General features: G+C 71.0%; 13 protein-coding genes. All 13 read right to left on the reverse strand.

What is annotated here, in order from left to right:
• Positions 1-30: 30 nt before the first annotated feature.
• Positions 31-1,407, reverse strand: a complete 1,377-nt coding sequence (locus tag INQ48_32545) for an MmgE/PrpD family protein (protein ID QRF62283.1) — start codon at positions 1,405-1,407, stop codon at positions 31-33.
• Between the two features lie 13 nt (positions 1,408-1,420).
• Positions 1,421-2,617 carry a CoA transferase gene (locus INQ48_32550; protein ID QRF62284.1) on the reverse strand — a complete coding sequence of 399 codons (1,197 nt, stop codon included), beginning with the start codon at positions 2,615-2,617 and terminating at the stop codon, positions 1,421-1,423.
• A gap of 5 nt (positions 2,618-2,622) precedes the next feature.
• Positions 2,623-3,786, reverse strand: coding sequence for an acyl-CoA/acyl-ACP dehydrogenase (locus INQ48_32555; protein QRF62285.1), 1,164 nt, complete (start codon positions 3,784-3,786; stop codon positions 2,623-2,625).
• A gap of 22 nt (positions 3,787-3,808) precedes the next feature.
• A complete protein-coding gene (locus INQ48_32560; GenBank protein QRF62286.1) occupies positions 3,809-4,663 on the reverse strand; it encodes a MaoC family dehydratase N-terminal domain-containing protein in 855 nt (284 codons plus the stop codon).
• A 123-nt stretch (positions 4,664-4,786) separates the two neighbouring features.
• Entirely contained in the window at positions 4,787-6,544 is a 1,758-nt protein-coding gene (locus INQ48_32565) for a sigma 54-interacting transcriptional regulator (protein ID QRF62287.1), read from the reverse strand.
• 124 nt (positions 6,545-6,668) lie between these two features.
• Positions 6,669-7,799 carry a branched-chain amino acid ABC transporter substrate-binding protein gene (locus INQ48_32570; protein ID QRF62288.1) on the reverse strand — a complete coding sequence of 377 codons (1,131 nt, stop codon included), beginning with the start codon at positions 7,797-7,799 and terminating at the stop codon, positions 6,669-6,671.
• A gap of 35 nt (positions 7,800-7,834) precedes the next feature.
• Positions 7,835-8,521, reverse strand: coding sequence for an HAD hydrolase-like protein (locus INQ48_32575; GenBank protein ID QRF62289.1), 687 nt, complete (start codon positions 8,519-8,521; stop codon positions 7,835-7,837).
• Positions 8,522-8,535: 14 nt separating this feature from the next.
• Positions 8,536-9,294, reverse strand: coding sequence for an enoyl-CoA hydratase/isomerase family protein (locus INQ48_32580; protein QRF62290.1), 759 nt, complete (start codon positions 9,292-9,294; stop codon positions 8,536-8,538).
• Between the two features lie 46 nt (positions 9,295-9,340).
• Positions 9,341-10,663, reverse strand: coding sequence for an AMP-binding protein (locus INQ48_32585; protein QRF62291.1), 1,323 nt, complete (start codon positions 10,661-10,663; stop codon positions 9,341-9,343).
• The gene (locus INQ48_32590) at positions 10,660-11,145 is read right to left on the reverse strand and encodes a thioesterase (GenBank protein ID QRF62292.1); all 486 of its coding nucleotides are present in this window, start codon (positions 11,143-11,145) and stop codon (positions 10,660-10,662) included. Before INQ48_32590 ends, INQ48_32585 begins: the two co-directional genes overlap by 4 nt.
• Before the next feature lie 199 nt (positions 11,146-11,344).
• Positions 11,345-11,797 (reverse strand): PaaI family thioesterase, encoded by a 453-nt coding sequence (locus tag INQ48_32595; GenBank protein QRF62293.1) that lies wholly within the window; start codon positions 11,795-11,797, stop codon positions 11,345-11,347.
• Between the two features lie 16 nt (positions 11,798-11,813).
• The gene (locus tag INQ48_32600) at positions 11,814-12,527 is read right to left on the reverse strand and encodes a helix-turn-helix transcriptional regulator (GenBank protein QRF62294.1); all 714 of its coding nucleotides are present in this window, start codon (positions 12,525-12,527) and stop codon (positions 11,814-11,816) included.
• 7 nt (positions 12,528-12,534) lie between these two features.
• The gene (locus INQ48_32605) at positions 12,535-13,530 is read right to left on the reverse strand and encodes a LysR family transcriptional regulator (protein QRF62295.1); all 996 of its coding nucleotides are present in this window, start codon (positions 13,528-13,530) and stop codon (positions 12,535-12,537) included.
• Positions 13,531-13,587: the final 57 nt, after the last annotated feature.

Consider the following 13,587-nt stretch of genomic DNA (forward strand, 5'->3'; position numbering starts at 1 on the left):
GCCCCCCGCCCGCCGCCCCGGCCCGCGAGCTCATCGGGAAGCGACCGGCTCCAGCAGGATGCCGACGCGCGCCACCGACATCAGCGACCAGGCCCAGCCGATGACGCTCTGCATCTCGGCGGCCGTGGCGCCGTCGCGGTAGAGGGCCAGGCGCGTCGCCTTCTCTTCCAGTTCATGGCGCTCGAGGGTGTTGCCGGGATCGCCCTTGGGCTCGTCGACACGGCCCTCGAGGCGGCGTCCGTCGATGGTATCAACATGCACCTTGCCGATCCATCGCGCTGGATAGGCCCGGTCCACCTCGGCATCGAGGACCATGCTGACCTTGTCGTGGAAGGCCGAGACCGCGGCGTCCTTGAAGTGTCCGTCGAATTCCGCCAGGCCCGCGCGGCCATGCACGGCCACCAGGCCGAGCACGGTGCCCATCGAGAACTTCGACTGGTGCACGGTCTGCGGATCGGTGACCGGGCCGAGGACGTCGATGGCCGCCTGGTGCACCTGCGCCGTCACCGCCTTCACGTCGCCGGCCGCGAGCTGGTGGCGCTGCAGGATCTGCTGCAGTGCATCGGCCGCGGGGTGCGTGTGGCGGCACGAGGCGTGGAACTTGAACGAGGTCTCGGCCAGCGCCCAGCGTGTGCCGAGGCCGTCCGTGAGCCGCGCCGGATCGGCGTCGCTCGACATGCCCGCGGCCATGCCCTGCGCGCCGGTCAGAATGCGCCGCGCGCCCGTGAAGTCGTCCTTGGCCAGGTAGGCGGCCGTGAGGCCGGCGCCGGCCGCGTGCGCCGTGTGCAGCTGCTTCGAATCGGCGGCGTCGCGCAGGAACTCCCACAGGCCCGAGGCCTGGGTGCCCGCGGAACCGATGGCATGCGACATCTGGTCGGGCGTGAGCGCCAGCAGGTGGCCGGCCGTCACCGCGGCGGCCACGGCGCCCGCGGTGCCGGTGGTGTGGAAGATCTTGTAGTGCGAGCGGCCCAGGAACTCGCCGACGCGGATGCCGACCTCGTAGCCGGCGACCGCCGCGGTCAGCAGCTGCGCGCCGCTGAGGCCATGCGCCTGGGCGATCGCGAGCGCCACCGGGAACACCACGGCGGCCGGATGGAACACGGAGCCGTTGTGCACGTCGTCCTGCTCGGCGAAGTGCGAGGCCGCGGCATTCGCCATCGCGGCCATCAGGGGGCTGGAGCGCGTGCGGTGGATCAGGATCTCGCTGCGGCCATCGCCCGCGCCCATGGCGGACGCGAAGCGGGTGATGGTCTCGACCGGGCGCGCGCCCTTGCCGGCCAGTGCCGAGCCGATCCAGTCGAGGAGCAGGTCCTCGGCGCGGCGCAGCACCGCGGGCGGAATGTCTTCGGCCTTCAGGTCGGCGGCAAAGCGCGCCAGGATGGACTCGGCGGTGCTCGAGGTGGTCATGTCGAATGGTCTTTCAGAGGATCTGGCTGTCGCGCAGGCGCGCGATGTCTTCGCGGCCGTAGCCCAGCTCTCGCAGGATGGCGTCGGTGTGCTCGCCCAGCGCGGGAACCGGGTCCATGCGCGGCTCGAAGCGGTCGTTGTCGGCCGGCGGCTTCAGCGCCGGGATCGGCCCGACCGGCGAACCCACCTCGCGCCAGCGCTCGCGGGCGCGCAGCTGGGGATGGGCCCACACGTCCGCGATGCCGTTGACGCTGGCATTGCCGATGTGGGCGGCGTCGAGGCGCTCGATGCACTGGGCCGCCGTCAGCGGCTGCAGCAGCGACTCGATGCGCTGCTTGAGTTCCACCCGGTGGGCGCTGCGCTTGGCGTTGGCGTCGAAGCGCTCGTCGGTGGCCAGCTCCGGGTGCGCGAGCACCTGTTCGCAGAAGGCCTTCCACTCGCGCTCGTTCTGCAGGCCGAACAGCACGGTCTTGCCGTCGCCCGCGGTGAAGGGACCGTAGGGATAGATGCTCGGATGGCTGGCGCCCGCGCGCACGGCCTGCGCCTGGCCCTCGAAGCCGTAGTAGAGCGGGTTGCCCATCCATTCGGCGAGGCACTCGAGCATCGACACGTCGATGTGGCTGCCCTCGCCGGTGATGCCGCGCTGGATCAGCGCGGCCAGCACCGCGCTGTAGGCATACATGCCGGCGGCGATGTCGGCCACCGAGATGCCGGCGCGCGCCATCTCCTCGGGCGAGCCGGTCACCGACAGCAGGCCCGCCTCGGCCTGGATCAGCAGGTCGTAGGCCTTCTTGTCGCGGAACGGTCCCGCGCTGCCGTAGCCCGAGATGTCGCAGACGATCAGTCGCTGGTGCGTGGGGCGCAGCGCTTCCTCGGACAGGCCGAGCCGCGCCGCGGCGCCGGGCGCCAGGTTCTGCACCAGCACGTCGGCCTGACCCAGCAGCCTGGCCAGCACCTGCCGCGCCTCGGGATGCTTGACGTCGAGGGTGATGCTCTCCTTGGACCGGTTGATCCAGACGAAATAGGAGGCCTCGCCCCGGACCCGCCGGTCGTAGGCGCGCGCGAAATCGCCGGCGCCCGGGCGCTCGATCTTGATGACCCGCGCGCCCATGTCCGCGAGCTGGCGCGTGGCGAAGGGCGCCGCGACCGCGTGCTCGAGCGTGACGACGGTGATGCCTTCGAGCGGGCGCCTGCTGGAGCTGCGTGCCATGGCGCTCAGAAGGAACGCGGCAGGCCGAGCAGGTGCTCCGCCACGTACGCGTAGATCAGGTTGGTGGAGATCGGCGCGACCTGGTAGAGGCGCGTCTCGCGGAACTTGCGCTCGATGTCGTATTCGTTCGCGAAGCCGAAGCCGCCATGGAACTGCAGGCAGGTGTTGGCCGCTTCCCAGCTCGCCTTGGCCGCCAGGTACTTCGCCATGTTGGCCTGCGCGCCGCAGGGCTGGTGCGCGTCGAACAGCTCGCAGGCCTTGAAGCGCATGAGGTTGGCGGCCTCGACCTCGATATAGGCGTCGGCGATCGGGAACTGCACGCCCTGGTTCTGGCCGATCGGGCGGCCGAACACCACGCGCTCGTTGACGTACTTGGTCACGCGGTCGATGAACCAGTAGCCGTCGCCGATGCATTCGGCCGCGATCAGCGTGCGCTCGGCATTGAGCCCGTCGAGGATGTACTTGAAGCCCTGGCCTTCCTCGCCGATCAGGTTCTCGGCCGGGATCTCGAGGTTCTCGAAGAACAGCTCGTTGGTCTCGTGATTCACCATGTTCGGGATCGGCCGCACCGTCATCCCGCTCTTCTCGGCCGCGCGCAGGTCGACCAGGAAGATCGACATGCCCTCGGACTTCTTCTTGACCTCGGCCAGCGGCGTGGTGCGCGCCAGCAGGATCATCCAGTCGGAGTGCTGTACGCGCGAGATCCAGACCTTCTGGCCGTTGATGACGTAGCGGTCGCCCTTCTTCACGGCGGTGGTCTTGATCTTGGTGGTGTCGGTGCCGGTCGTGGGCTCGGTCACGCCCATGGACTGCAGGCGCCATTCGCCCGAGGCGATCTTGGGCAGGTAGAGCTGCTTCTGCTGCTCCGAGCCGTGGCGTAGCAGCGTGCCCATGTTGTACATCTGGCCGTGGCAGGCGCCGGAGTTGCCGCCCGAGCGGTTGATCTCCTCCATGATCACCGAGGCCTCGGTCAGGCCCAGGCCCGAGCCGCCATACTCGGCGGGGATCAGCGCCGCGAGCCAGCCGGCCTTGGTCAGCGCATCGACGAAGGCCTCGGGATAGGCGCGCTGCTCGTCGATCTTGCGGTGGTATTCGTCGGGAAACTCGGCGCAGAGGGCGCGCACGGCATCGCGGATGTCTTGGTACTTGTCGACGGCGTTCTTCGTCATGGGATCGCTGCTTGCTTGCTGGTTAGAAAAAACTGGCGCGGGCTTCCATCGCCAGCGCGCCGTCATGGTTGCGTGCCCACAGTTTCTGCGAACCGTCGGCCTCGGCCTTGCCGCACAGCTCGAAGGCCGCGGTGTCGAACAGGGGATGCACGGCGCGGAAGGCGAAGCCGCGCACGCGGCGCTGCGGCTGCTGGCGGCTCGCGAGCCCCAGCAGCAGCGTGGCCACCATCGGGCCATGGACCACCAGGCCCGGATAGCCCTCGACTTCGGTAGCATAGGGCCGGTCGTAGTGGATGCGGTGGCCGTTGAAGGTCAGCGCGGAATAGCGGAACAGCAGCACCGGGTCGGGCACGACGGTCTCGCGGTAGTCCTCGTCCGTGGCCGCCTGCTTTCCCGCCGGGGCGGGCGCGCCCGCGGCCGGCATGCCGCGGTAGACGATGTCCTGCTGCTCGGTGATGGCGATGCCCCGGGCATTCGAGATCTCGTGGCGGACCTTGACGAAAACCAGCGGCCCGCTCTTGCCGTCCTTGGCATCCACATCGAGGATGCGCGACTGGCGCGTGATCTCGTCGCCCACCTGCAGCGGATGGTGGAACTGCAGCTCGCCGCCGGCCCACATGCGGCGCGGCAGCGCGATCGGCGGCAGGAAGCCGCCGCGCAGCGGGTGGCCGTCGGCACCGATCCGGTCCTGGCGCGCCAGCGGGATGAAGTGCAGCCAGTGCCACAGCGGGGGCACGTCGCTGCCCAGGTTGAAGGCGAGGTCGTCCCGGTTGAACGTGGCGGCCAGCGCCGACAGGGGCGCGGCGCCGACGTCGTCGCCCCCGCGCTCGGTACGGCCGATCCAGGCCCGAAGGTCGACGGAGGTCTCGGTAGTCATGGCCGCAGCATTGCCCGATCCGGCGGAATGCGCAATTTGCCATTCGCAAAGTGCGCCTTGTTGGGCATTCAACGCGCCGGCAGCCGCCCGGTGTCGGACGCCTTCGCGCCGATGCCATCGGGGTCAGTGCCCGGCCGGCCGCGCCTCCTCGGGATCGAAGGCGCCGCGCCCGCCGCGCTGCAGCCGCAGCCCATAGCCGCGGATCTTCGCGTAGAGCGTGGGCTTGGCGATGCCGAGCCGGCGCGCGGTCTCGGTGACGTTGAAGCCACAGGCACGCAGCGCATTCGCGATCGCCTCCTTCTCGACCTCCTCGAGCGTGCGCACCTCGGAGGCCGGGTGCACCGGCGGCGGCGGCGCGGCGTCGGGCTTCTGGCCGCCGGAGAACCATGCGGGCAGGTCGTCGACGCAGGCGGTCTCGGCATCGGTCATGTTCACCAGCCGCTCGACGGTGTTCTCGAGCTCGCGCACGTTGCCGGGCCACGGATGCGCGACCAGCCGCTGCATCAGGGCCGGCGAGACGCGGAACACGTTCTTGCGCAGCAGTTGCGCGTACTTGCGCAGGAAGTGGTGCACCAGCACCGGCACGTCCTCGGGCCGCTCGCGCAGCGAGGGCAGCTCGATGCCGATCACGTGGCAGCGGTAGTAGAGGTCCTCGCGGAACTCACGCCGCTCGATCATGGCCTGCAGGTCGCGGTTGCTGGCCGAGATCACGCGCACGTCGATCGGGATGCTGCGCGTGTCGCCCACGCGCACCACCTCGCGCTCCTGCAGCACGCGCAGCAGCTTGGCCTGCACGTCGATCGGCAGCTCGGAGATCTCGTCGAGGAAGATGGTGCCGCTGCTGGCCGCCTCGAACTTGCCGGGCCGGCCCTCGCGCGTGGCGCCGGTGAAGCTGCCGGGCGCATAGCCGAACAGCTCGCTCTCGATCAGGTCGCGCGGGAGCGCGGCGCAGTTGATCGCGATGAAGGGCCCCGCGGCGCGCGCGCTGGCGTTGTGGATGGCCTGGGCGAAGACCTCCTTGCCGACGCCGCTCTGGCCGATCAGCAGCACGTTGGCGAAACCGCGCGCGGCCTTGCGCGCGGCCTCGACGGCCGCGACCAGCGGCGGCGCCGTGCCCACCACGTCGTCGAAGCTGTAGCGCGCATGGTTGCCCGCGATGCGGTCGGCCATGCGGCGGGCGCGCTGGATCTCGCGAAACGAATTCACGATCGACACCACCTGGCCCGCCGCGTTCTTGATCGGCACCGCGGTATCGACCAGGTGCAGGTGCCGCTGCGGCGAGTCGATGATCAGCTCGCGGTCGATGTAGCCCTCGCCGGTTTCCAGCAGCGGCTGGATGATCGGCGCGAAATCGAGCAGCGAGCCGAAGGGCTTGCCGATGCTCTCGCGCGGATGCAGGCTCAGGATGCGGCCGGCCGCGGCATTCATGTGCTTGACCATCAGGTCGCGGTCGACCACCAGCAGGCCGTCGGTGATGTGCTCGACGATCGCGGACTGCTCCTGCAGCAGCGCGCCCTGCTGCTCGGCCACCAGCTCGGCCGAATGCGCCGCGGCCCACAGGTGGGCCAGCAGGCGCAGTTCGTCGCCGAGGTCCGCGCTGTCAGGGCGCGCGAGCAGCGCCACGAACAGCGCCTCGCCGGTCTTCGAGTCGGCGGCGCGCAGGTGCAGGCGATCAAAGCCCTGGGGCTGCACCACCGGCAGGTACGGCGCCAGCGCCGCGCCCTCGGCCGGCAGCGCGGCCATCAGCGCCGAAGCCTCGATGCCGGGCGCGGTCCAGGCGCGCCGCAGCACGCGCCCCGCGCCGAACAGCAGCGCGCCGTGGCCCTGGGCAACCGCCCGCTCGACCAGCACGTCCCAGACCTCGTCGAGCATCGGCGTCATCGCGTTCCTTGTCCTCGTCAGCCCGGCGCGCGCGGCGAGAACGCCGCGGCCGACCGGTCGCGCCGATTCTGCCAAGGAAGCGCGGGCGGCGGAACGCTGGTGCCATCCCTCGGCACACGCGCGCTCACGGCTTGCGCTCGACCGGCACCAGCTTGCCGCCGGCGATCTGGTAGGCCGTGACCGGCGCCTTGAGCCACTCGCCGGTGGCATCGAACTGCACCGGGCCGAGCATCGACTCCATCTTCAGCGTCTTCAGCGCGGCCGTGACCTTCTTCGGCTCGTCGCTGCCGGCCTGCTGCATCGCGCGCGCGACCACCAGCGTCGCCACGTAGAAGGCCGGCGCATAGGCGTCGATCGGCGCGTCGAAGGTCTTGGTGAAGCGCTCGCGGAAGGCCGGGCCGCCCGGCAGGCTGTCGAGCGGGCGCCCGCTCTGCGCGCAGAAGTAGCGGCCTTCGAGCAGCTTGCCGCCCAGCGGCACCACCTCGGCCGTGCAGATGCCGTCGCCGCCGAGCAGCAGCGCGTTGATGTCGAGCTGGCGCATCTGGCGCGCGACGCCCGCGCCCTGCGCGTAGTAGCCGCCGAGGAACACCGCCTCGGGCGCGAGCCCCTTGAACTTGGTCAGGATGGCGGTGAAGTCGGTGGCCTTGTCGCTGGTGAACTCGCGCCCCACCACCTCGAGGCCCAGGCCCTTGGCGGTCTGCACGAAGATGTCGGCCACGCCGGTGCCGTAGGCGGTGCGGTCGTCGATCACCGCCACCTTGCGCAGGCCGCGCGCGGCGGCGAACTCGGCCATGGCCGCGCCCATCACGTTGTCGTTGGCCGCGAGCCGGAAGATGCTCGCGAAGCCCTGGCGCGTGAGTTGCGGGTTCGAGGACGCGCCGGTGATCATCGGGATGTCCTCCTGGCTGTAGATGCGCGAAGCGGGAATCGAGACGCCCGAGTTGTAGTGCCCGATGACCGCGCGCACGCCGCTGTCGACCATCTTCTGCGCCACCTGGGTGCCGGTGCGCGGATCGCCCTGGTCGTCCTCCGAGACCAGCTCAAAGCGCGCGCGCCTGCCGCCGATGCGGAAGTCCTGCGCGTTGAGATCGGCGATGGCGAGCTTCACGCCGCGTTCGTTGTCGCGGCCCGCGTTGGCCTGCGGACCGCTGAGCGGGCCGGCATGGCCGATCTTGACGACCAAGTCCTGCGCGCTGGCGGGCAGGAGTGAGGCCCACAGGCCCAGGGAAGCAGCAACAAGCAGAAGACGGCGCATGGTTCTGTACCTCGAAATGGATGAAGGAAACCGGACTAGTCCAGGAGGGCGAGCACGCCCTCGAGGGTGGGGAACTCGTGGTCGGGCCGTGGCTGCCAGACGCTCAGCCGCTCGGCGCCGCGGTTGATCCAGGCCACCTGCATGCCCAGCGGCTTGGCGCCGTCGATGTCGGCCCAGCTCGCCAGCGAGCAATGCAGCACCGACTCCGCCGGCACCGCGAGGCGGTCGAGCGCGAGCCTGAAGATCGATTCCGAGGGCTTGTAGGCCCGCGCCATCTCGGCCGTGGTGACCTGGTCGAAGAAACGCACGAGCTGGCTGCGCTGCCACAGGTCGCTGTCCATGTTGGTGATGGGCATCAGCGGAAAGCGCTCGGCCAGCCGTTGCAGGATGGCCTCGACCTCGGGATGCGGCGGTGCCGACTCGACCAGGTGACCGAGGTAGAGCTCGTTGAGCAGGTCGATGTCGAGCCGCGCGGTGACGCCGGGCTCGATGGCCTCGAGCGTCTCGCGCAGCGCCTCGCGCGCCACCTGGCGATAGGGGCGCCAGCGCCCGCCGCGGTAGCGCTGCACGTTGCGGATGTCCCAGTCGAGGTAGAGCTCGAACAGCGGCCGCTCGGTGCGCAGGCCGGCTTCGGCCAGCACGGCCTCGATGCCGGCCATGCCGCCGCGGTCGACGTCGACCAGGGTTCCGAAGTAGTCGAAGGTGATGGCCCGGACGTTCATCGCGGTCTCCCCGTTCAGGCGCGACGCCCGAACTTGAGCACGCGCTCGGCGGCGTCGGGCGTGGCGAAGGCGGCCACGGTGGCCTCCTGCTCGAGCTCGAGCGCCACCGCGAGGTTCGACTGCGCCTGCATCGTCACCACGCGCTTGAGCCGCGACACCGAGCCCTGCGACTTCGAAGCCACCACCGCCGCCACCTCGAAGGCGCGCGCCAGCACCCGCTCGGGCGGCACCACCCAGTTCGCGAGCCCGAGGCGCAGCAGGTCGGCGGCCGACTGGCGCTCGCCCAGCAGCCAGAGCTCCATCGCGCGCTGGTGGCCCACGGCCTGCGGCAGCAGCCAGGTCACGCCGCCCGTCACGAACTGGCCCCAGTCCATCTCCGGGAAGAAGCACACCAGGTCCTCGGAAGCCACCACCAGGTCGCAGTTCAGCAGCCATTCGAAGCCGCCGCCGACCGCGAAGCCGTGGATCGCGCCGATCACCGGCTTGCCGCCGAACATCAGGTCGCGCGTGATGGTCTGGATGCGCTCGATGTGATGGCGGATCGAGGCCGGCGTGCGCGTCTGCTCGCCGAACTCCTTGAGGTCGTCGCCGGCGCAGAAGGCCCGGCCCGCGCCCGAGAACACGATCGCGCGCACGTCGGCCGAGGACTGCGCCTCGCGCAGCGCCTCGTGCAGGTCGTCGAGCACCACGGCGCTGATGGCGTTGAGGCGCTCGGGCCGCTGCAGCCGCACGTGCGCGATGCCGTCGCTGGTTTCGAGAGTGACGTAGTCCATGGCGAAAAATCCTTTGCTCGTTCGTTCGTTGGTCTCGGGCCGGTCTTCACTGCTTCTCGACCCACTGGGTCTTGCCGTCGGTGCGTTCGTAGAACTCGAACGGCACCATCTCCACCAGCGCAGTGGCGCCCGCGCGCTCGCGCACCGCGATCTCCAGGCGGCGCGCGGCCGCGTCCCAGTCGGCCGGCGCGAGCCCCGCGGCCGCTTCGGCCCGCAGCTCGACGCGGTCGTAGGGGCCGGGCCCGCGCAGCACGATGCGGAAGTGCCCCGAGCTCAGCGCGGGCAGCGACTCGATCGCCGCGCGCACCGCGCTCGGAAACACGTTGATGCCGCGCACGTTGAACATGTCGTCGGTGCGCCCGCTGACGCGGAAGCGCCAGGCGGTGCGGCCGTCGGGGCCGGGCTCGGTGCCGGTGACCGTCACCACGTCGCGCGTGCGGTAGCGCACCAGCGGCTGGCACTCCTTGCGCAGGTGGGTGCAGACCAGTTCGCCGACCGTGCCCTCGCGGATCGGCAGCCGCTGCAGGGTGGCGGGGTCGAGGATCTCGGCGAACACCACGTCGCCGGCGTGGAACAGCAGGTCGGTGGTCCAGTCGGTCTGGCCGCCGAGGATGCTCATCACCTCCGACAGGCCGAAGTTCGCGTTGCGCACCTTGAAGCCCCAGCGCGCCTCCATCTGCGCGCGGAACTCGGCGTTGTCGAGCCCCGCTTCGCCGCCGAACAGGCCCAGCTTCAACCCCAGGTCGGCCGGCTGCAGCCCCGGATAGTGCTGGCGCAGCACGCTCTCGAGCAGCGCCGGGTAGGACGGCGTGCACGAGATCGCCGTGATCTTCAGGTCGAGGATGGCATCGATCAGCTGCCGCGTGTTGCCCACGCCGAAGGGCAGCACGGTGGCGCCGGCCGCCTCGAGCGTCGTGTGGTCGGTGAAACCGCCGGTCCACATGCAGTAGTTGAGGCAATGCACCACGCGGTCGCTGGGCCGCAGGCCCGAGGCCCACATCGAGCGGCCGCCGACCTCGGCCACGATCTCGGCGTCGCGGCGCGAGTTGGCGAGGATCAGCGGCCGGCCCGTGGTGCCCGAGGTGCGGTGCAGCCGCACCACGCGCCCCTCGGCGCAGGCCACGTAGTCGCCGAACGGATAGTCGGCCTCCTGGCTCAGGCGCAGCTCGTCCTTCTCGGTCAGCGGCAGTTCCTGCAGCTCGTCGAGGGTGAGCGCGCGGTCGAGCCAACCCGACAGCTTGCGCCGGTAGAACACCGAGCGGGTGCGCACGTAGCGCCACTGCTCGGTCCAGCGTGCTTCCTGCAGCGAGCGCAGGGTGGCGGGCGAGAGCGTCTCGACCTCGGGATGCAGCATCGCGGCGGTGCTCATCGCGCGGCCTCCGCGGCGCCGTTCGCGCGGCGCAGCGCCGTGGCTTCGACCGCGGCGGCCGGCACGATCGCGCGCGAATGCTCGCCCGTGGCCACGACGCCCGCGTCGTCGCGCGCCTCGACCTCGAACACGTAGAGGCGTTTCTCGCGGCGCAGCAGGGTCGCCTTCGCGCGGACCACCTGGCCGGGCGCCGTGGGCGCGCCATGCACGAGCTGGACCCGGTGGCCGACCGACATCTCGCCCGTGCGCAGGGCGGGCACGAGGATCGCCGCGCAGGCGCGCTCGAGCAGGCCGACCAGGGCCGGCGTGGCAAGCACCCGCGGATAGGCCTCGCCGCTTTCTTCGGCGAAGGCGCTGGCCAGGTGTGTCGGTGCGACGACGAGCGTGGCGCTGCCGGTCGCGCCCTCGCGAAGCGCGGGCCGTCCGTCGGGATCGGCGCCAAGTGCGCCGGGTGTTTCGGGGGTGGCTGTGGTGGAGGTCATGCACACGACATGGCAAGCGCCGTGCCAACGCAATACCTCGTGCTTTGCGCGCTGAAAGCGGTGGTTTCAGGGCTTTTCAGGGCCTTTTGGCGCCTCTCGGGCCGTCTGCGCGCGGCCACCGAACAACTCCTGAACGTTCAGCTTCTGAACGGGCGGCAGCATTCGACCCACCCGCCGCGCCGGCGGTCGCGGCAGCCCGTCAGTGCCGGATGTCCTCGCGCCCCACCACCGCCATCAGCGTGGCCGTCATGGTCGCGATCAACGACTCCTTCCCCTCGCGCAGCGCATAGGCGCGGCCGTCGCTCACGCTGATCGTGCGGCCCGCCTTGGTCACGCCGGCGCGGAACACGAAGCGTTCGCCGGCGGCCGGGGCCAGCAGGTTGATCTTGAACTCGATCGTGAGCACGGCCGCCTCGGGCGGCATCAGCGAGAAGGCCGCGTAGCCGCAGGCGCTGTCGAGCCCGGTGGCGACGATGCCGGCATGCAGGAAGCCGTGCTGCTGGGTCAGTCGCTCGGAGGCCGGCATCGCCAGCTCGACCTCGCCGGGCCGCACCTCCACCAGTTCGATGCCGAGCGCGCGCATCGCGTTCTGCCGCTCGAAGCTGGCCCTCACCCGTTGCGCATCGGCGGGGTCGATCGTCTCTCGCACCATGGAATCGCTCCGTTCATCACGTGGAAACCAGGGTGTGTACCCGTTGTCGCAGCGCCGGGTCTTGGAAGAATCGGCCAACATCGCCGCCGGCCTCGGCGCGCGAGCGCGCGGCGAAGCGACCGGGCGAGGTGCCGGCGCGGCGCTGGAAGTCGGCCGACATGTGCGACTGGTCGGCATAGCCGCGCGCCTGCGCCGTGTCGGCGAGGCTGGCCGGCGAGCGCGCGAGATCGAGCAGCGCGCCGCGAAAGCGGTGCAGCGCCTGCCAGGCCTTCGGGCCCAGGCCGACACTGGCCTCGAAGCGGCGCCGCAGCGTGCGTTGCGACACCGCGGCCGCGGGCGGCGCCCCGCCGAGGCACGGGCACAGGTCCGCCGCGAGGGCGTCGAGCGCATGGGCCGCCGCGTCGAGCGATCCGTCGATGTCGATCGGCCCGAGCTCCGGCAGCGCGCCGGGCGACGGCTGCGCATGCGCGCGAAAGCCGACCACCATGCCCGCGAGCGCGCGTTGCCGGGGCCGCGCGTCGGCCACGGGCCGCGACCAGGACGCCTGCCACGGCGGATCGTCGTCCGGCCGCCGCAGGTAGCGGATCTCGGAGAACGGCGTCGCGAAGCGGTGCCGGCCCGGCGCGGTCAGGGTGCCGTCGTCGACGAGGATGAACAGGTGGTCGAGCAGCGCGCGGTGCGCCGCGAGCGGCGCCAGCTCGACGTAGACACTCCCTCGCCCATCGCTCACGCGGCGCTCATGCGGCGTTTTGGCGCCGGGCCACCGGCGCCTCGTCGTCGACCGCATCGCCGATCGCCGCGCGCGTGAGCACCGCCTGCTGCTGCAGCCAGGTGCCGAAGGCCTCGAGCTCGGGTCGGCCTTCGTTGCGCGGGCCGCTCACGAGCCAGTAGGCCATCGGCGAATCCATGCGCTGGCGCGGCAGCACCTCGACCAGGTCGCCGTTGGCCAGGCTCTCGGCGATCAACGGGCTGCGCGCGAGCACCACGCCCTGGCCGGTCAGCGCGGCCTGCGCCATCTGGTAGTCGTAGTTGAAGTAGAGCCAGCGGCGCGGCTGGATCCGGGCCAGGCCGTTCGATTCGAACCAGCGGCGCCAGACCAGCCACTCGACATAGCTCGGGTGCGCGTCGCCGACCTCGATCAGCGTGAAGCGCGCGAGGTCCTCGGGTTTCTCGATCGGCGGGCTGCTCTTGATGAGCCAGGGGCTGGCCACCGGCGTGAGATGCTCGCCGAACAGCCGCACCGCGCCCTCGGGCATGTGCTCGGCGCGGCCGTAGCGCAGCGCGAGGTCGATGTCGCTGACCTCGAGGTCGATCACCGCGTCGGAGGCGTCGATGCGGATGTCGATGTCGGGATGGTCGCGCTGGAAGGCCTCGAGGCGCGGGATCAGCCACATCGAGGCGAACGACGCGAAGGTGGTCAGCGCCACGCTCTTGCGCGATGCGCTCTGGCGGATCTGCCGGATGGTGGCGTCGATGCGCGGCAGCGCCTGCTGCACCGCGAGCAGCAGCTGGGCGCCGGCACTCGTGAGCTCGACCGCGCGCGTGTGGCGCAGGAAGAGTCGCACGCCCACCTCCTCCTCGAGCGCCTGGATCTGGCGGCTCACGGCCGGCTGCGTGAGCGACATCTCCTCGGCCGCGGCGCGGAAGTTCAGGTGTCGCGCCACGACCTCGAAGGCACGCAGCTGGCCGGCGCCGATGGGGCGCGTTCGCAAGGGGGATGGGGAATGCTGCATGAAGGAGTCGACCGGTGATGCGACATCGCGGCCGGGGGGCCGGCGGGTGCAGCCGAG

The sequence above is a fragment of the Variovorax paradoxus genome, from assembly GCA_016806145.1.
Lineage (GTDB): Bacteria > Pseudomonadota > Gammaproteobacteria > Burkholderiales > Burkholderiaceae_C > Variovorax.